Source organism: Paenibacillus sp. FSL H7-0737 (assembly GCF_000758545.1).
Lineage (GTDB): Bacteria > Bacillota > Bacilli > Paenibacillales > Paenibacillaceae > Paenibacillus_AQ.
This window is the reverse complement of record NZ_CP009279.1, coordinates 3,865,659-3,884,896: the sequence shown is the minus strand read 5'-3', so window position 1 is coordinate 3,884,896 and position 19,238 is coordinate 3,865,659. Positions and strand designations below refer to the sequence as shown.

14 protein-coding genes are annotated in these 19,238 nt (G+C 43.8%); 12 read left to right on the top strand and 2 right to left on the bottom strand.

Features of this window, described 5'->3' with window-relative positions:
• Nucleotides 1-93 precede the first annotated feature (93 nt).
• A complete protein-coding gene (locus tag H70737_RS16845) occupies nucleotides 94-981 on the bottom strand; it encodes a fructose bisphosphate aldolase (RefSeq protein WP_042188985.1) in 888 nt (295 codons plus the stop codon).
• Between the two features lie 772 nt (nucleotides 982-1,753).
• Between H70737_RS16845 and zwf the strand changes: the two genes are divergently transcribed.
• The 3 genes from zwf to H70737_RS16830 all read left to right on the top strand — a co-directional run bounded on the left by zwf (nucleotide 1,754) and on the right by H70737_RS16830 (nucleotide 5,066).
• Nucleotides 1,754-3,289: a glucose-6-phosphate dehydrogenase gene (gene zwf / locus H70737_RS16840; protein WP_042188984.1), complete on the top strand. Its 1,536-nt coding sequence runs from the start codon at nucleotides 1,754-1,756 to the stop codon at nucleotides 3,287-3,289.
• 72 nt (nucleotides 3,290-3,361) lie between these two features.
• On the top strand, nucleotides 3,362-4,255 hold the full coding sequence (gene gnd / locus H70737_RS16835; RefSeq protein WP_042188983.1) for a phosphogluconate dehydrogenase (NAD(+)-dependent, decarboxylating): 894 nt from the start codon (nucleotides 3,362-3,364) through the stop codon (nucleotides 4,253-4,255).
• A gap of 166 nt (nucleotides 4,256-4,421) precedes the next feature.
• The gene (locus tag H70737_RS16830; protein ID WP_231573286.1) at nucleotides 4,422-5,066 is read left to right on the top strand and encodes a class I SAM-dependent methyltransferase; all 645 of its coding nucleotides are present in this window, start codon (nucleotides 4,422-4,424) and stop codon (nucleotides 5,064-5,066) included.
• Between the two features lie 85 nt (nucleotides 5,067-5,151).
• Here H70737_RS16830 and H70737_RS16825 read toward each other — a convergent pair whose 3' ends face one another.
• Nucleotides 5,152-5,907 carry a DeoR/GlpR family DNA-binding transcription regulator gene (locus H70737_RS16825; protein WP_042194054.1) on the bottom strand — a complete coding sequence of 252 codons (756 nt, stop codon included), beginning with the start codon at nucleotides 5,905-5,907 and terminating at the stop codon, nucleotides 5,152-5,154.
• 319 nt (nucleotides 5,908-6,226) lie between these two features.
• Here H70737_RS16825 and H70737_RS16820 point away from each other — a divergent pair, with 319 nt between their 5' ends.
• The 9 genes from H70737_RS16820 (at nucleotide 6,227) to H70737_RS16780 (ending at nucleotide 19,236) form a co-directional block, all read left to right on the top strand.
• A complete protein-coding gene (locus H70737_RS16820) occupies nucleotides 6,227-7,378 on the top strand; it encodes an iron-containing alcohol dehydrogenase (RefSeq protein WP_042188982.1) in 1,152 nt (383 codons plus the stop codon).
• A gap of 27 nt (nucleotides 7,379-7,405) precedes the next feature.
• A complete protein-coding gene (gene rhaB, locus H70737_RS16815) occupies nucleotides 7,406-8,872 on the top strand; it encodes a rhamnulokinase (protein ID WP_042188977.1) in 1,467 nt (488 codons plus the stop codon).
• A gap of 38 nt (nucleotides 8,873-8,910) precedes the next feature.
• On the top strand, nucleotides 8,911-10,167 hold the full coding sequence (gene rhaA, locus H70737_RS16810; protein ID WP_042188976.1) for an L-rhamnose isomerase: 1,257 nt from the start codon (nucleotides 8,911-8,913) through the stop codon (nucleotides 10,165-10,167).
• Nucleotides 10,168-10,216: 49 nt separating this feature from the next.
• On the top strand, nucleotides 10,217-11,062 hold the full coding sequence (rhaD, locus tag H70737_RS16805; protein WP_042128469.1) for a rhamnulose-1-phosphate aldolase: 846 nt from the start codon (nucleotides 10,217-10,219) through the stop codon (nucleotides 11,060-11,062).
• Between the two features lie 166 nt (nucleotides 11,063-11,228).
• Nucleotides 11,229-12,323 carry an NADH:flavin oxidoreductase gene (locus tag H70737_RS16800; RefSeq protein ID WP_042188971.1) on the top strand — a complete coding sequence of 365 codons (1,095 nt, stop codon included), beginning with the start codon at nucleotides 11,229-11,231 and terminating at the stop codon, nucleotides 12,321-12,323.
• A 107-nt stretch (nucleotides 12,324-12,430) separates the two neighbouring features.
• The gene (locus tag H70737_RS16795; RefSeq protein ID WP_042188969.1) at nucleotides 12,431-13,870 is read left to right on the top strand and encodes an SWIM zinc finger family protein; all 1,440 of its coding nucleotides are present in this window, start codon (nucleotides 12,431-12,433) and stop codon (nucleotides 13,868-13,870) included.
• Nucleotides 13,871-13,918: 48 nt separating this feature from the next.
• Entirely contained in the window at nucleotides 13,919-15,796 is a 1,878-nt protein-coding gene (locus H70737_RS16790) for a HEAT repeat domain-containing protein (protein ID WP_042188964.1), read from the top strand.
• A gap of 6 nt (nucleotides 15,797-15,802) precedes the next feature.
• Nucleotides 15,803-16,897: an ATP-binding protein gene (locus H70737_RS16785; protein ID WP_042188963.1), complete on the top strand. Its 1,095-nt coding sequence runs from the start codon at nucleotides 15,803-15,805 to the stop codon at nucleotides 16,895-16,897.
• The gene (locus H70737_RS16780; protein ID WP_042188962.1) at nucleotides 16,897-19,236 is read left to right on the top strand and encodes a DUF5682 family protein; all 2,340 of its coding nucleotides are present in this window, start codon (nucleotides 16,897-16,899) and stop codon (nucleotides 19,234-19,236) included. The genes H70737_RS16785 and H70737_RS16780 overlap by 1 nt, the downstream gene beginning before the upstream one ends.
• The last annotated feature ends 2 nt before the right edge of the window (nucleotides 19,237-19,238 follow it).

Genomic DNA, 19,238 nt, shown 5'->3' with positions numbered 1-19,238 from the left:
CAAATTAAAAAAAAGGGCTGTTTCCCAGCAGGTAATTACCTGTCAGGGAAACAGCCTTTTTATGTCTTACGTCTTCACGAGGGGAAGAGCTGCTTATTGAATAGAGGCAGCATAAATCGCTTCTACGGATTTGGAGAGGAGTGCGTTAAACTCTTCGTCTGACTGCCCTGAACTTAATCCTTGCGATAAAGCACGTGAGAAGCTGGCGATTAATCCTTGATTATGGGCGAGTTTATCGTTGGCCTCAGCTTGAGTGTAACCGCCGGACAAAGCGACAATTCTTAAAACGTGAGGATCGTCCATTAACTCGCGGTAGAAGTTATTCTCCGTGGGTATTGAGAGCTTAAGCATGACCTTTACGTCTTGGCCCAGCTTAGACAATTGAGCTGAAAGTTCTTCTTTTAACAGCTTTTCCGACGCTGTTTTATCAGCAGAATGGATATCAACCTCAGGCTCGATAATCGGAACCAGTCCCGCTTCTAAAATTTGCTTGCCGACTTCAAACTGCTGTTCAACCACTTTTTTGATGCCGGAAGGATTGGCTTCTTTAATCACCGAGCGCATTTTCGTTCCAAAGATATTCCGTTCGCTGGCCCGCTTCAGAAGATCATTTAAGCCGGGAATTGGCTTCATGAGCTGTACCCCGTTTTCTGGCTCGGCAAGTCCTTTATCTATTTTCAGAAATGGGACAATGCCTTTTTCCTCCCACAGATAATCAGCAGTATATTTTCCGTCGATGAGACGGTCCATTGTGTTCTCAAATAAGATTGCACCCAGTATATACTTCGAATCAAATGCAGGGCTTTTGATAATGCGCGTTCGCATCTCGTGAACCATTGCATACATTTGATCTTCATTGGAGTAGCTGTCCTCTTTAATGCCATATTGCAGCAGCGCTTTAGGTGTACTTCCACCACTCTGGTCCAAGGCAGCTATAAATCCCTGTCCCGTCCGAATTCGATCCCATTGCTTCATATTCATGAAAAAATCTCCTTCCTTTCGTAAACTGAATGGAAATTCATGCGTTCTTTAATTATAACACTTAAAATACAGGCCTTAAACAAGAGGCAGGGTGAACAAGGAGGTAACCGTCCAACATGAGTTGGTAGCAACCAAAGAATTAAGGACTTCTGAGTCCGATTCAACCAAGGAGATCAGCGCGAGTTGACGTAAAGGACTGTATTGCAGCTATTGGATATAGTCGGCGGATTTTTGAGAGAAATCGGACTGTATAGCTCTTATCATTTCTCCGAAGCGTACTCTGATAATCTTCCTCGAAGATGACCTTTTTTATGCTTAAAAATCTAAGTTGAGATTAAAAGCAAGATCGATTTGTAATATTTTATGGACGTAGTCCATTTCAAAATGATCAATTACTTGAAGTTAGTTTGAAGATACGAGCGAGCACGAGTAAAGGTGGCGACTGGAAATTTTATTCTTGTTACAAAGTGGCTGGTGTGATGATTTTCTAATCGGAGGGGGTGGATCGAAATTGGCTAAAGCCGCACTGGGATTGAGATTTTTCTTTAATCAACGTGAATATCCGAGTAATTTAATGCGAATGATCCAATACTATTTTCTTTGTGACATTAATCATAATTACCAATTCATAGCTTTGTGAAAATAATAACTTTTCGTAAATGTCGAAATGAGGTTGACGTATGAAAATATCAGTCGTATGATTGATTCTACTGAGTATGTTAGTAATTAAAAGTAAGTATATAAATAATGTATAACAACAGGAGGAATGAAAGTGGAATCATCAACATTTGTGCTATTCGGCGCTACAGGAGATTTGGCAAAACGTAAAATCTATCCTGCACTATATAACCTCTTTTTAGATGGTCAAATTTCAGGTCCTCTTTCTGTGATTGGATTAGGAAGAAGAGAAGTTTCGAACGAAGCCTTCCGTAAGCAAGTACTGCAATCCTTACAGACTTTTTCTAGACAACCAGCCATTGACTCACCGCAATTGCAGGTGTTCTTGGAGGCTTTTGAATATAGCGTACTAGACGTAGGGAATACCGAAGATTACTCCAAGCTTCTGGAGCATGTTAAACGTCGCGAGCAGTTGTTCAATATTCCGGAGAATCGGATGTTCTATTTGTCTGTGGGTCCTGAGTTCTTCAAGGAAATCGCAGCTAATATTCACTCAAGCGGTCTGGGTTCCACGAAAGGCTGGAAGCGTCTGATTATTGAGAAGCCTTTTGGCACAGATTTGAAATCTGCAAGAGCGCTGAATGATAGCTTGAATGCCGTATTTACTGAAGAAGAAATCTTCCGGATTGACCACTTCCTAGGTAAACCGATGGTGCAGAATTTGGAAGTTCTGAAGTATTCTAATCCAGTGCTAAGAGCGCTGTGGAAAAATAGATATATCGCGAATGTTCAAATTACGGCGAGTGAGACTGTCGGCGTTGAAGAGCGGGCAGGCTATTATGATAAAGCTGGCGCACTTCGTGATATGTTCCAGAACCATATGCTGCAGTTGATGATGATGATGGCGATGCAGCTTCCTAAAGGCAGTACACCTGAAGAAATCCGTGGGAAGAAAATATACGTCATGGAGCATCTCATTCCAATTAGCAAAGATGAGGTTAATAAACATGTTGTCCGTGGACAATATACGGAAGGTGAAATCAAAGGGAACCCTGTTCCAGGTTATTTGAATGAGCCAGGAATTAACCAATCCTCGCAAAATGAGACGTTTATCGCAGCGCGTTTATTTATAGATGATCCGCTCTGGAATGATGTGCCTTTCTATGTTCGTACAGGTAAGAGAATGAAGGAGAAATCCACACGTATTGTTATTGAGTTTAAAGAACCGTTTAATGATAGTAATAACTTGAATAAAGGAAATGATGTACCGAATTTACTGATTATCGAGATTGGACCGAATGAAGCCATAACTCTACAACTTAACACGAAAGATCAGCTGCAAAAAGGAAAGCTTGAGCCTGTACGCGCTACTTATGAAGCGGGTACTTCAGATGTTCCGGAAGCCTACGAGAATCTAATCTTCGATGCACTTCGTGGAGATGCTACCTTCTTCGCTCACTGGAGAGAAGTAGAACTGTCTTGGCAGTGGGTTACACCTATTCAGGAAGCGATGGAAGAGGGGCTTATGCCACTTCACACTTATGCTTCAGGTTCATATGGTCCAGATGCGGCTATGGAGCTATTGGGTGAGGATCGCTGGTGGTTCGATGAGGCAGATCAGGAGACAGAAGTTCTCTCTGCTCAGGCAGAAGTTGCAGCAACAGAGGAATCTATACGGCCAGGGGCGTAAGCCCCTGCCTGTTTTTTTTACCGATTTTGGAGAAATTACATCATAAGAGTCTATATATCGGAGGGGAATTACATGAAAGTAGGATTAGTTGGATTAGGAAAAATGGGCTTCAATTTGGGCCAGAATTTGCTGGATCATGGACATGAGGTTGTTGCATTTGATTTGAATGCACCTGCTGTAGAGGAAATGAAAGCTAAAGGTGCCAGTGGAGCAGTAACGCTCCCTGAGTTGGTACAACAATTGGAAACGCCTAGAATCATTTGGATTATGGTTCCACATCAGGTTGTGGACTCTGTCATTGCTGAGATCACACCTTTGTTATCAAAAGGAGATATCGTCATTGAAGCGGGGAATTCGCACTATAAGGAATCGATTCGCAGATATGAGCAATTGAAGGAACATGGAATCAGCTTCATGGACGCAGGTACGTCCGGTGGGATGGAAGGAGCGCGTAACGGCGCTTGTTACATGGTTGGTGGAGATCCTGAAGCTTGGGAGGTTGTGGAGCCCATCTTCCGTGATACGGCTGTGGAAAGCGGCTTTTTATATGCCGGCAAAGCTGGTAGTGGCCATTTTCTAAAAATGGTTCATAACGGTATCGAATACGGCATGATGGCTGCCATCGGTGAAGGCTTTGAGGTGCTGGAAAAGAGTGAGTTTGATTATAACTTTGAGGAAGTCGCCCGGGTGTGGAATCATGGTTCTGTCATCCGTTCTTGGCTGATGGAACTGGTTGAACGTGCGTTCTCGAAAGATGCTAAATTGGATGAGATCAAAGGGATTATGCACTCCTCCGGAGAAGGCAGATGGACGCTCGAAACCGCATTTGATCTGCAAGCTGCAACACCAGTGATCGCGATGGCGTTATTAATGCGCTACCGTTCACTTGAGACCGATACCTTCACGGGTAAAGTAGTGGCTGCACTTCGGAATGAATTTGGTGGACATGCCGTTGAAACGAAGTAATTAATGTTAATCATTAGCCCGAATTTCCTCGCAATTCATTCTGCGGTGAGATTTGGGCTTTTGTTTTGCAAAAATTAATAAATGGAGAGAATAGATCGAGTACGACTTTAACCTTTTTAACATATTTTAGAGTTAGATGGGGAAATTACGATAAGGGGGAGTTGACATGCGAAGCGGAATTCGAGAAAGACTTCATTTTCTGTATAAATTTCTGCATGCGCCCCGACAACTAGGAAGCGTTACTCCCAGTTCGCGCTGGCTGGCAAAAACGATGCTCGACATCATTCCGTGGCAACAAATGCATAATATAGCTGAGCTGGGTGCTGGTACTGGAGCCATCACAAGATTTATTCCAAGCGGGGAAGAGACCGGGATGAATGTGCTCCTGTTTGAGACGGATCCTGATTTTCGTCATCAACTAAGACTTAAATTCCCTGACCGTATTTTTTTTAACGATTGCCTGCGGCTAAGGCTTGCGCTTCATAATAGAAGGTTGGAGAAGTTAGATTGCATTGTAAGCAGTTTGTCTTTTAGGAATTTCTCAGCCTCAGATCGGACGCTTTACATTGAGCAAATCATATCTTCTTTAAAAGAGGGCGGCTGGTTCATCACTTTTGAATATTTTCCTCAAATGAAGAAGGAATTAATGCAGCATTTTGATATTGTGAGCGTTAAATGGGTGCTGTTAAATTTCCCGCCAGCGCTTGTTTATATTTGTAGGAAGAAGGCTTCTACACAAGTAAAGCAATCAGATCATATTCATTCTTCCATAGATGTAATATCAATTTCTCAGGTTTCTACGGAAAGATAAGGATGAAAAATACAACAAATGCCGTCACCTATACTTACTGGGGAACGGCATTTTTTAAATTAGGCTCAGTATGTTATTACCACTGTTAATAGAGAACCTCAATATTGTCCTCGTTCAGACGTTTTAGCCAAGCTTCAGATGGCTTACGGTCAGTGATCAAGAAATCAATATGGCCAAGCTCAACCAGCTTTGTAAAAGCAGTTTTATCGAATTTGGTGTGATCCGCCAGGAGTATGACCTTATTGGCTTGTCGTAGCATGTACTTCTTGAGCTCACACTCCGGTTCGTTGGAATCTGTGATGCCTCGTTCCATATCCATTCCTTTGCAACTGATTACCGCTGTATCCACATTGTATCTTTGAATGGTGTCATGGGCTACCGGTCCCACCAGCGACAACGATCGGTAACGAAGTGAACCGCCAGTAGAGATGATATCCATCCCTGAATTCGAGAACTCATGCAAAATATTAATAGAATTTGTGATGATGGTTAGATTGTTTTTGTTTCCCAGCAATTTTAGAAACTCAAAGGCTGTAGAGCTTGGATCTACCATTAATGTATCTCCATCATTGATTAAATCGAGCGCCTTCAAGGCGATTCCCCGTTTAATATCTGTATTCAAGGCATTACGTGTAACAAAAGGCAGATCCTCATTCGTATGGCGATTCAGCATAGCACCGCCATAGGTACGACTAAGGATGCCATCCTTCTCTAGCTTCTCCAAATCTCTGCGTATCGTCTCTTCAGTGACCTCAAACATTTTACTTAGATCGGAGACTAGAACGCGTTTATCTTGATGGACGAGATCTATTATTTTTTTGCGTCTTTCGGCTGCAAGCATAGGAATCACCTTTCCAAAGCTATATTTTACAATCATAGCGCTTAATATCTGTGTTTTGCAATAAAAACAACTTAAAAACATCTGTACTTTCCAATAATATTCACAAAACAGATATAAAACAAACAAAAACAACATAAATAATATTTAAGAAGTTGACAATAAAGATTTAGGGGCATACGATAAAGGAGGAAATAATTCCCTTAGAGATTAATCGAGTTAGTGTGATGCAAGGCCGGCCCAGCTGCTATTCAGAGGCCAGCCTGAGGCGCAGCAGACGGAATACAACGACTATTGAACTCATTAGGAGGCTGGTCAAGCAATGAGCACGCATGTGTATTATGTTCCATCGATCAATATTATGGGCAAGGGATGCTTACAGGAGATTGGTCCTTACATTCAAGAACTTAATTTGAAGAAGGCACTTGTAGTTACAGACAAATTTCTTATGAAGAGCGGTATTGCTGGTAAATTGTTGGCGGTATTGGACGATGCGGGAATTGAATATGCCATTTATGATGAAGTGAAGCCCAATCCGACCTGTAAAAATGTCCACGATGGCGTAGATTATCTCAAAGCGCAGAATTGTGATTCTCTGATTTCCATCGGCGGTGGGTCGCCGCAGGATACTGCCAAAGCCATTGGTATCCTTGCCACAAATGGCGGTCACATCAAAGAATATGAGGGCGTACACAAGTCGAAAAATAAATCGCTGCCGATCGTTGCTGTGAATACCACCGCAGGGACTTCAGCCGAAGTCACTATTAACTATGTAATCACAGACGAAGAACGCAAAGTGAAGATGGTAATGGTGGATAAGAACAGTATTGCTACAATCTCAGTTAACGATCCAGAGCTTATGGTAGATAAACCCGCTGCACTTACGGCAGCAACAGGAATGGACGCTTTGACGCATGCAATTGAGGCACTAGTAACGCCAGGAGCATATCCGGTAACTGACGCTACGGCACTAGCCGCAGTGGAGATTATTTTCGCTAACTTGGCCCGTACCGTGAAGAATGGCCATGATATTGAGGCTCGTGAGCAAATGGTGTATGCGATTTTCCTAGGCGGACTTGCCTTCAATAATGCAGGGCTTGGTTATGTGCACGCGATGGCGCATCAGCTTGGCGGTGTATATGATCTGCCACATGGCGTATGTAACGCAATGCTACTCCCATATGTGGAAGAAGAGAATGCCAAATATGTGCCTGAGAAATTCAGGGCTATTGCTAAAGCGATGGGGTTAAACGTTGAGAGTCAAACTGATAAGGAATGCGCGGACTTCGTAATTGAGTCGATCAAGGCGTTGTCTAAAGAAGTAGGCATTCCATCTAAACTATCTGAGCTTGGAGTAGATGAGGTCGATCTTGATCTTTTAGCAGAGAACTCCATGAAGGATGCTTGTGCACCGGGTAACCCTTTTATTCCAACGAAGGAAGAAGTTATTACTCTATTCAAAAAAATACTATAACTCATCCCTTACTTTAGGAGATTCTTTATGAATAATCATATCGCCGTTGATATTGGTGCCTCTAGTGGGCGGTTAGTACGCGGAATACTGCAAGAGGGCGTCCTCACCTTAGAGGAGCTTCATCGGTTTAGCAATCGTTTTATAGAACAAGAGGATTCTTGTTTCTGGGACATAGATTATTTATTCGAGCAGATTATTATAGGGCTTCAGAAAGCCAAGGCTCAAGGAATTAAAGCTTGTACGCTGGGTATAGATACATGGGCTGTAGATTATGTACTCGTGGATGCGGAAGGGCATCGTATCCAGGAAGTTTACGCTTATCGTGATCGTAGAACCGATCTGGCTATGGATAAGGTAGCAAAGCACATTTCACCTCAAACCATATATGAAAAGACGGGTATTCAACAGTTATCTTTTAATACGTTGTATCAGCTTTATGTTCACAGTGAAGAAGAAATAGCCCAAGCGGATCAAATCTTACTCGTGCCTGATTATCTGTATTACAGATTAACGGGTCGCAAGATCAATGAGGTTACTAACGCATCTTCAACTCAGTTATTGAATCTAGAGAGTCGAGATTTCGACGATAACCTGTTGGATTTTCTGAATATTAAAAGAGATCAATTCGCTATATTGACTGAACCTGGAGTAATTATTGGCCCCCTCGATGAAGCACTAATTCAGGAATATGATCTTCCGGATTGCCTACTGATCTGTGTAGCCACACATGATACAGCTTCTGCAGTGCTGGGTGCTCCTCTCCAAAAGAACTCAGCGTATATTAGCAGCGGAACATGGTCTTTACTCGGTGTGGAACGAACTCAGCCTCTTAATTCTATGAAAGCCATGGAGGCCAACTATACCAATGAGTGGGGCGCATACGGAACCTACAGATTCCTCAAAAATATTATGGGCCTATGGCTCATCCAAGAGGTTCGCAGGTTGATGAACGAACGATATAGCTTTGCGGAGCTAGCCGAGCTTGCAGAGGGAGAGGAAGGTTTCCGAAGCCTGATCTCTTGTAATGACCCGAGATTTCTCAATCCTTCAAATATGATAGAAGAGATTCGTAATGCCTGCGCAGAGAGCGGGCAGCCTGTTCCTGAGACGCCAGGTCAGTTGGCTCGCTGTATTTTTGACAGCTTAGCATTATCGTACCTTACTTACTTGGAAGAACTAGAAGAACTATTAGAAAGCCGAATCGAGGTTCTGCAAATTGTGGGTGGGGGTGCTAACAACAGCCTGTTATGCCAACTGACTGCTGATGTTATAGGCAGAGAAGTTAAGGCTGGCCCAACGGAATCCACAGCACTTGGTAATATAGTGGTGCAGATGATTAGCACGGGAAGCATAACTGATATTAATGAAGCAAGAGATATTATCGCCGAATCATTTGAGATAAAGGCGTATACACCGCGCCCGACCGCCCATCTTGAAGACATTCTAATTCGCTGGAAAGAGCTTCAGTTGTCCAAAATACAACATCAAATCTAATTAAACTTACGCTATATGATTTTAGGAGGAACTACAGCATGGATCAGAGTATTATCACTAGCTATAATGAAGCCAAAAAATTATACGCAGCCCATGGGATTGATGTGGAGAAAGTGCTGGAGCGGCTCGCGCAAATTAAGATTTCCATCCATTGCTGGCAGGGCGATGATGTACAAGGGTTTCTTTTTAAAGATAAAGAACTAAGCGGGGGAATAGCAGTAACAGGAAGTTATCCCGGTCGAGCTGGCACGCCAGATCAATTGCGCCAAGATTTAGAAAAGGCACTATCCCTCATTCCAGGCAAGCATAAAGTAAATTTACATGCGATCTATGCAGATACAGATGAAAAAGTTGATTTAGATGAATTGGAGCCACGCCATTTCCAATCTTGGGTAGACTGGGCGAAGGAGCAGGGGCTGGGTCTTGATTTTAATCCTACTTGCTTCTCACATCCTAAAGCTGCAGACGGTTTTACGCTAAGTCACTCGGACGATGAGATTCGTAACTTCTGGATTAAGCATTGTAAGGCTTCTCGGACGATTGCCGCGCATTTTGGTAAAGAACTGGGTCAACCGTGCGTGACTAACTTTTGGGTACCAGACGGATATAAAGATACACCAGTTGATCGTTTAGGTCCAAGAGTGCGGTTAAAGGAGTCACTGGATGAGATTTTTAGTGTGGAAATAAATCCTCTTTATAATATTGATGCTGTAGAAAGTAAATTGTTCGGAATCGGTTCTGAGAGTTATGTGGTTGGTTCACATGAGTTCTATATGGGCTATGGTTTAACTCGCGGCAAAGCCATCTGTTTGGATGCCGGACATTTCCATCCTACTGAGATGATCTCAAATAAGCTATCTTCGATTCTTATGTTTAGTGAGCAGCTGCTGCTGCATGTAAGCAGACCCGTCCGTTGGGACAGTGACCACGTTGTAACTATGGATGACGAGCTGCTAGAAATCGCCCGTGAATTGGTACGTGGGGATTTACTCTCCCGAACGAATGTCGGACTTGATTTCTTTGATGGCAGTATTAATCATATCGCTGCTTGGGTGATTGGTACACGTAATACCATTAAGGCGTTACTTCGCGCAATGCTCGAACCGGTGGAAGAATTGAAGCGAATCGAGCGGCTTGGTGATTACACTTCACGACTAGCGTTGGTGGAAGAATTCAAATCGTATCCGTTTGGAGCCGTGTGGGATTATTATTGTGCATCGCAAGATACACCCGTTCGTGAGCAATGGCTGGCTGAAGTGAAGCGTTATGAGCAGGAAGTTCTGTCTGCAAGATAGAGTGTTAGAGTGGATGTGGAGAGCAACATATACAAAGGAGAGATTGACAATGAGTACATCTGTTTTAGAATCCAAAGGGTATATTGCCAGTAGTGAGGCTCCATTTATTCAGGAAATGTCAGAGATTACCCGTCATATGTGGGAGCTTGGCTGGGATGAGCTGAATGGCGGTAATGTCAGCTATCTGCTGGATGAGAATGAGGTTGCTAAATATATTAACGTTCTAGAGCCACTACGCACCATTAAACTTACCTTCCCTGTAAAAGAATTAGCCGGCAAATACTTCATCGTGACAGGTTCTGGCAAGTATTTCAGAAATGTGATCAAAGATCCGGAAGCTAATCTCGGTGTGCTTCGTGTTAGTGCCAATGGTGAAAGCGTAGAAGTGTTATGGGGATTACGGAACGGCGCTGTACCTACTAGTGAATTGGCTTCCCATTTCATGAGCCATATTGAGCGACTGAAGGTGGACCCTACGCACCGTATCGTATTGCATACACACGCTACGAATGTTATCGCGATGACCTTCACGCATGATCTGGATGAATTGAAGTTCACGAAGACGCTTTGGGAAATGTGCACAGAGTGCCTTGTTGTTTTCCCGGATGGCGTTAGTGTCATTCCATGGATTGTTCCTGGCAGCAGTGAAATCGGCCGCGAAACCGCGAAGAAAATGAAGGATCACCGCCTGGTCATCTGGCCGCAGCACGGGATTTTTGGCACTGGCTCCACTATGGATGCCACCTTTGGTCTAGTTGAGACTGTAGAAAAGGCTGCTACGATCTACAACTTGATTGGCGGAAGAGAAATTAAGCAAAAGATCACGGATCAGCAACTGTGGGATTTAGCTAAGGCGTTTGGAGTAACTCCAAAAGCTGGTATTCTTGAGGTTTAAAAAGTTCGTAATGGGATGAAAACCGGGCGTTCGCAGATTTTGCGAGGTCCGGTTTTTTTTATGATTTTTTCTTACACAAAGATCTTAAAAATTTGCATTTTCCATCTTCTGGGGAGATAATTAGCCTTACTTAAAGTAATCAAATAATCAATTGGAGGTAATATGTATGAACACTGAGCTATTATTTTCACCTATTCAAGTGGGGAATCTTTCGCTGTCAAACCGAATCGTCATGGCGCCGATGACTCGGGTATACTCACCGGATGGTGTACCAGGAAGTAATGTTGCCGCATATTACCGTAGACGGGCAGAAGGTGGAGTAGGATTGATCGTTACCGAAGGTACAGCTATTAATCATCCTTCGGCAGTCAGCCACGCCAATATTCCCAATATACATGAAGAAGCAGCTTTAGAGGGCTGGAAGCAGGTAGTAGAAGAAGTTCACGCTGCTGGAGGTAAGATCATCCCCCAATTATGGCATGTGGGTATGGCGCGAACTATAGGGGAAGGCCCTAATGTTGAAGCCCTTCCTATTGGCCCTTCGGGTCTGAATTTAGCAGGAGAACCTGTGACTGAGCCACTGACTACAGCTGAAGTTGAAAGCTTAGTCTCAGCATTTGCTCAAGCGGCAGCGAACGCGAAAAAAGTGGGTTTTGATGGTATCGAGATTCATGGTGCACATGGTTATCTGATAGACCAGTTCTTCTGGGAAGGAACGAACAAACGTACCGATCGTTACGGTGGCGATTTGGTTGGTAGAACTACATTTGCAGTAGAGGTTATTGAAGCGTGCCGTAAAGCGGTTGGGCCAGATTTTCCGATCGTGCTACGCTTCTCTCAATGGAAATTGGGTGCCTATGATGAGAAGCTGGCAAAAAATGCAGATGAGCTCGAAAGATTCCTTACTCCACTTAGCGATGCTGGCGTTGATATTTTCCACTGCTCCACTCGTCGCTTCAGCCAACCTGAATTTGAGGGATCTGAGCTTAATCTCGCAGGGTGGACCAAGAAAATCACGGGGAAACCATCAATTACGGTGGGTTCTATCGGTCTTCACAGTGATTTTTTTGCAGAAGACTCAGCTCAGAAGACAGAAGATAACATTAATGAATTACTAGAAAGAATGGACCGTGAGGAATTTGATTTGGTTGCTGTTGGCAGAGCATTAATAAGCGATCCGGCTTGGCCTGCCAAAGTTCAAAGTGGAGCAATAGACGAGATCATTCCATTCACAGCTGAATCGACAAAAACTCTATACTAAAGGGAAAGAACAGCGGGTTATGGACAGCTCTGTTTTTAGAATAATTTTCATTAAGGGCTAATATTATCATAGATATTAAAAAGCGTAATAGGTAAGGAGGATATGGGTTGATAGATATCACAGAAGTCTTCATAGATACTCTAGCACCGAACAGTGCAGCAATTAAGAACGGGCAAGGACTAGTTAAGAAGAGACGATTCGTCCAATTGAATCAGTCGGAAGACGGCGTGGTTCTGTTTGGTGAATGTGGTGGTAGCGGTAGCAGCAACTATTATCCTTCTGCTGATTTTGTTGTTTCTGACAAACCGGTGATGCGTTGTACTTGTCCAAGTAGGCAGATTCCTTGTAAGCATGTCCTCGGATTGCTATATGCCTATGTAGGCAAGGAGACTTTCGTATCTGCAACGATTCCTGAAGATCTTGCTGTTAAACGAGAAAAGATGAGTAAGCGTGAAGAACGAAAATCTGAGCTTGCTGCGGAAGGGGCTAATGTTAAGCCCAAGAAAGTGAACAAGTCCGCACTTAAGAAAAAGATTGGAGCTCAACTGGAGGGCTTGGCTGTACTGGAGAAATTGACCCAATCGCTTATACGTGCAGGACTTGGAACAATAGACGCCAAAGGTGTAAAGGATATTCAGGTGCACGTGAAGATGATGGGCAATTATTACTTAACTGGTGCACAAATTGAATTAAGACGATTAGCTTTATTGCTCTCTTCTTCTGACAATCGTGAGAAAACTTATTCATTAGCAATAGAGCAGCTAACCCGAATTCATGCGTTCATTAAGAAAGGGCGCGCTCATTTAACTATGAAGCTGGAAGATCCGGATATGTCTTTGAATCATGAATCTACGATTGAAGAATGGCTTGGTCATGCTTGGCAGCTAACGGAGCTTAAGGAATGCGGTCTGATGAGCTCAGATGTAGAGCTGATCCAGCTTTCATTCCTCAGCTATGATGATGAAGCCAGACAGGAATATGTAGACCTCGGCTACTGGATAGAAAAATCTACAGGTGATATACATCGTACGCTCCAATATCGTCCTTATAAAGCAGCTAAGTATATTCATGAAGAAGATAGCTTCACTGATGTTGCACTTATTCCTTCCTTCTATCGTTATCCTGGTGACCGGAACCGGAGAGTTCGTTTCGAGAATATGTCAACACGGCCTCTGACTAATCAGGATGTAGAGTGGATCGTTTCTAAGGCAGTTCATTCTTATTCCGACAGCTTCAAGCAGATAAAAAATCAGTTGAAGAATCCGCTAGCGGACAAGAATCCTGTGTTGCTGCTGCATGTGAATAAGATTAGCAAATCTCAGCAAGATCAGTTCGTCATTACGGACGAATCGGGCCAGCATTTGGTGTTAGACCAAATAGTAGCACTCGAGCAGGATACACTTGCACTGTTACAATACTTTACACTCGAAGAATTATCGGATACTACGATGCTGCTTATGTTTGAACATCAACTCGATACAGGACGATTGAAAGCACAACCGTTAACCCTTATCAAAGGGATGGAGATGATCCGTCTCTTATATTAAAAAAATTAAGAAAGCATAAGTTTCACATAAACTTTGGGAGGAATATCCATGAGTACAGCTTTACTACAAGAGCTTCATCAAGAAGTAAACCGGCTGTATATAGCTGGAAGTGAGCTCGCTGCTGAGGATTTCCGCTTAAAGCGGCTATTGCCACAGTTTCAACAGTTAGGTGAACGTGCTCCCATATTCAAAAGGTTAGGAGAGGGAATCGTTGCGGTCATTGAACCAGATCATTCCGAGGGATCTTCCTCTGCTCAGAACCTACAGGAGCTCAGTGTGCTGCTTAGCTCGGTGCTATATACACAGGGAGCGACCTCGCCTGATGGTGAACTGCTTGAGGTGGAAGTCCATCCGGTGAGATTGCCTACTCAGTTTTCATATCGTAAGCTGTCAGCGGTACAGACGGCATTAAAGACTCGCGGGGGAGGACGATATGAGATTATCAAGGAAGCTTTTGAGACAGGATTGTTTCAAGATCTTCGAATGATTCATCCCGCGTTAGCAGCCCTCCAAGATCCATATGTTGAGATCGCCGAGCTTGTGATGAAGCAGATCCTGCCAGCTTATGGGCCTCAGATTATTCCGATCCTTATCGATCAATTTGATCCTGCTGGAGGAATAGTAGAGACGAGAAAGCTGTACGTGATCGCAGTATTAGGTGGTGATAGCGTTCAGGATCTGATCTATCAAGCTGCAGATTCAGGATCAGAAGATGTTCGAGCCATGGCTATTTCTCTGCTCGCAGGTCAGGGACAATATGAAATCGAATTACTGGCTTGGAGTACAGATAAGAAGAAAAAGATTCGCGAAGCTGCCTATAATGCGCTGGCTAAGAGCGACTCGGTAAATGCGGTGAACCGGCTGCATGAGGCATTTACGGGAAAAGATAGTGAACTTGTAGTTCCTGCATTGAGACAATGTCAAGCCCAAGAGCTCACAAAACGACTTGTTGTAGAGTTATCAGATATGCTTCAAACTGTCTCAGAGATTATGGGCGATACGAAGAAGAAAGACGGATTATGGAATAAGGTAGTCCAGTATCTTCGGGTTTTATCTTACAAACGCAGTCCTGAACTAGAGAAACTATATTTTAATGTTCTCGAGCAGTATCCATTATATATGAATCAGCTAAAGTGGAATTCATTGATCGAGGAAGCAAACTCCTATTTTAGACAGATAGATTCTATCGAAGCGAGACGTATATTACAGCAAACACTTGAGCGTGATCTTGTCTACTATAGAAACAATAGAAGATATGTGAATGATGTTTTTAAAGATGCGTATCTCTACTTGTCACCAGAGCGTGTGTATGAACAATATGTTGAAGTTCTAAAGCATTATGCGCCATCTTCAACTAGCCATGCTTCTTCAATGGCGCAGCAACTGCTACGCACCATATCTGAAGTTGTAGTTCAACGATATCATGGGACTTATGATGCAGTTTGGAATTCACCTGTAGACCAGATTCAATATATGTATAAGATCGAAATGCAGCCGCCCGAGGTACTGGCTCTTCAATGGGATTCACGGTGGCTTGATGCTTTTATAGAGCTGGATCAATACGAACTGGTCAGTGCCTTTGCAAGGCCGGGACATGCCGAAGCAATGCAGTATTTACTTCGTAAATTGACCGATAATCCTGAATTCCGCCATCGGTTTTCCAATATTCTCTTGATGGGCTTAGCACGTACAGGGATAAATAAACAACATTTGCAAGAAGCTCTCCTAGTGGCTTTGGAAGATGATAGAAATACAGAATGTCGATTAATTGAACCGTATACATTTGAACAGCTATGTCAGCTTCCAGCGAGTTTTGCGAGTCGAATAATAACTGTTCTACCTCGATTTAGTGAGGTTGCAGAAGAACAACTTGAGTATGTCATTCGTCTCATGCAAGGACCATCAAACCCAAATGAAGAGGTGTAGCTAACGATGAGTCAAGAACTATTACAAGATATTATGAGGCTTCCAGCAGAAAGACTGTATGAGCATGAGTTGGAAGCGCTTCGTAAAGCGGACACTGGTAAGGTTCCAGCAGGATGGCAGATGTCGCCCCAATCAGTACTGAAGTTTATCGTTGGTGGTAAAGCAGGGAGTACCGACATTACACCTAAGTACATTGGTAATAAACGATTAATAGAGATGGCGATAGCCACACTGGTAACTGATCGTGCACTGCTATTAATCGGTGAGCCGGGTACAGCAAAGTCATGGTTATCTGAGAATTTATCAGCTGCTATATATGGACAATCAGGACTTGTCGTACAAGGTACTGCGGGTACGAGTGAAGAGCAGGTGCGCTATTCGTGGAACTACGCAATGCTGCTTGCACAAGGCCCTACGCCGGAAGCGCTAGTGAAGAGCCCTATTATGCGAGCGATGGAGGATGGGGGCATTGCACGTTTTGAGGAGATATCTCGTTGTGCATCTGAGGTACAGGATGCGTTGATATCCATCTTATCGGAGAAGACGATATCCGTTCCTGAGCTAGGTAAGGAGATGAGTGCGCGCAAAGGCTTCTCGATCATTGCAACAGCTAATACGAGAGACCGTGGAGTAAATGACATGTCAACTGCCTTGAAGCGACGATTTAATATTATCGTCCTTCCAGCCCCTGCGGATTTGTATACTGAAGTTGAGATTGTGAAGAAACGAGTTCGTGAAATTGCCTCTTCCTACGATTTGCAAGCGTCGCTCCCTGCAGACGAAGCTTTACATAAGGTCGTGACCATCTTCCGTGAGTTGCGTAGCGGGATGACATTGGATAAGAAGGAGAAGGTGAAGTCTCCAGCAGGTGTGATTTCCACAGCTGAAGCGATCTCGCTCTTAACGAATAGTATGGCGCTGGCTGCAAGCTTCGGTAATGGAGAACTGACGGACGAAGATCTGGCCGCAGGGCTGCAAGGTGCCATTGTGAAAGATGATGATAAGGATCAACTTGTCTGGAGAGAGTATCTCGACAATATTATGAAAAAACGTGGCGCAGATTGGCGGGGGTTATATACGGCTTGTAAGGAGATGAACTAGTGGAGAGCGAAACTACTGGAGCTGGCGTGCATATTTTTGGGGTGCGGCATTTGTCTCCTGGTGGTGCGCAGCATCTATTGAGCTTCCTTCATGAAATAGAGCCCACAGCTGTGTTAATTGAGGGTCCATCGGATGCCACACCTGAGATTCGCCATGTCATCAACATGACAACCAAACCTCCTATTGCCATTCTAGCTTTTACGGAGGAAGTTCCTGTGCGTACAGCCCTTTGGCCGCTTGCGCTATATTCCCCCGAATATCAAGCGATGAGATGGGCGGAGCAGCAAGGGGCATATACAGCTTTTATAGATTTACCTTCATCAGTGGTCATCGCGTTACAGGATATACGAACCAAAAGTAGAGATTCTGTTGAACAGAGCGATGAATCTGAAGTTAACAATACGGTTGAGAAGGCTGCTGAAGAAGCATCTCTATATGATAGAGTAGCTGAGCTGGCTGGTGAGCTTGATTATGATATGTATTGGGAGCGCAATTTCGAACACAACACTAACAAAGGTGCATATCAGGAAGCAATTATTTCTTTCTCATCCCAAATGCGTCAGATTTCTGAAGAAAATGAGAGACATAACAACATAGTAGAATATGCACACAATACGATACGTGAAGCTTATATGCGTCGTCAGATTCAGGATACAATCGCTGCTGGCCATCAACCAAATAAGATCGTTGTTGTATGTGGAGCATACCATGCAGCGGCGCTTGTTGATCTGGCATCTGGTATGTCGGATGAGGAAATAGATGCTCTTCCTTCTCTAAATTCGAAGCTAACACTTATGCCCTACACGTACTATAAGTTATCTTCTTTGTCTGGCTACGGAGCAGGTAACCTCGCTCCTCATTATTATCAAATGATGTGGGAACGTATGATGAATGGCTCACTTGAAGACTTGCCGAATCATTATCTGTCTACCGTAGCCAGATACTTGCGTAATACAGGGACACACCGTTCCACAGCGGAAATTATCGAAGCCGTTCGCTTAGCTGAATCATTAGCTGCCCTTCACGGTGGAAGTGCTCCGACGTTAAGAGATCTAAGAGATGCTGCGCTGACTTTACTGGGGCGTGGAGAGCTAAGTGTGATCGCAGAAGCGCTTGCTCGTACAGATATCGGTACTGCTATTGGTGAGTTGGCAGAGGGGATTAGTCAGACGCCGATTCAAGATGATCTGAATCGGCAATTAAAGCGCTTGAAGCTTGAGAAATATAAAACCCCAGTGGCAAATGATCTTGAACTAGATCTCCGAGAGAACCGAAGAGTATCTTCTGAGGAAGCAGCTTATTTAGACTTAAATCGTTCCTTTCTTTTTCATAGGCTCAGATTACTTGGGATCGATCTAGTGAACATAAGAGCAAGTGGTCAGACTGGCGCAACGTGGGCAGAGCATTGGGTAATGAAGTGGTCTCCTGAAGTTGAGATCCAGGTCGTTGAATCTACGCTACTTGGGGAAACAATTGAGATTGCTTCAGCTTATGTATTGCAACAAAAATTAGATGGCAGCAGTACCATTGCGGAAGCGTCAGCACTTATTCGAACGGCTTATGAGTGTGGAATGATACACCAGATGGAAGCCGGACGGCAGACGCTTCAGCGTCTAGCTGTTGATACTCGAGATGTGGTGCAGATTGCTGCTTCCATTCATGAGTTATCTCTTCTGATTCAATATGGCGATGTTCGACGGATTGATACCAAGCCGCTCATTCCTTTGCTTGAACAACTGTTCAGACGAGCCTGTCTGTTCTTGCTGGATGCGAGCCAATGTAACGATGAGGCTTCAGGTGAGATGCTTAAAGCTATGAACATACTGAATCAGGCAGCTATTGCGCATAGTGAGGAATTAGATGAGCTGTTGTGGATACAAGAGCTGAAACACTTGTCAGAGAGGGATGACTGCAATCCGCGTTTATCTGGAGTGGCGTGTTCCATTTTATTGGAGCGTAATGCGATGACTGCACAGCAATGTTCAGAAGAAGTATCGAGGCGCCTGTCGCCAGGTATACCCGCAGAACTTGGAGCAGGCTGGTTCGAAGGGATGTCTATGCGTAATCGATATGTACTGTTGTCTCGATTAAGTCTGTGGGAACAATTGAATGAGTATATTAATTCATTAGATGATGAAGAATTTGTACGTGCATTAGTATTTTTACGGCGTGCTTTCAGCACCTTTGAACGAAGAGAAAAGACGATGATTGCCGAACTTCTAGGGGAGTTGTGGGGCGTGAATACCGAGCAGGCTGCTGAGATTCTGACGGGTGAGCTGAAGGAGGCCGAAGCGAAGATGATTGAGGATTTGAATGAATTTGACTTTGGAGATATATGACG

Excerpts from the sequence above, each read along its gene's own strand:
- H70737_RS16825 (WP_042194054.1), bottom strand. The coding sequence starts at position 5,907 with ATGCTTGCAGCCGAAAGACGCAAAAAAATAATAGATCTCGTCCATCAA.
- rhaD (WP_042128469.1), top strand. The coding sequence starts at position 10,217 with ATGAGTACATCTGTTTTAGAATCCAAAGGGTATATTGCCAGTAGTGAG.
- H70737_RS16800 (WP_042188971.1), top strand. The coding sequence starts at position 11,229 with ATGAACACTGAGCTATTATTTTCACCTATTCAAGTGGGGAATCTTTCG.
- H70737_RS16830 (WP_231573286.1), top strand. The coding sequence starts at position 4,422 with ATGCGAAGCGGAATTCGAGAAAGACTTCATTTTCTGTATAAATTTCTG.
- H70737_RS16845 (WP_042188985.1), bottom strand. The coding sequence starts at position 981 with ATGAATATGAAGCAATGGGATCGAATTCGGACGGGACAGGGATTTATA.
- H70737_RS16820 (WP_042188982.1), top strand. The coding sequence starts at position 6,227 with ATGAGCACGCATGTGTATTATGTTCCATCGATCAATATTATGGGCAAG.
- rhaB (WP_042188977.1), top strand. The coding sequence starts at position 7,406 with ATGAATAATCATATCGCCGTTGATATTGGTGCCTCTAGTGGGCGGTTA.
- rhaA (WP_042188976.1), top strand. The coding sequence starts at position 8,911 with ATGGATCAGAGTATTATCACTAGCTATAATGAAGCCAAAAAATTATAC.
- gnd (WP_042188983.1), top strand. The coding sequence starts at position 3,362 with ATGAAAGTAGGATTAGTTGGATTAGGAAAAATGGGCTTCAATTTGGGC.
- H70737_RS16790 (WP_042188964.1), top strand. The coding sequence starts at position 13,919 with ATGAGTACAGCTTTACTACAAGAGCTTCATCAAGAAGTAAACCGGCTG.
- H70737_RS16785 (WP_042188963.1), top strand. The coding sequence starts at position 15,803 with ATGAGTCAAGAACTATTACAAGATATTATGAGGCTTCCAGCAGAAAGA.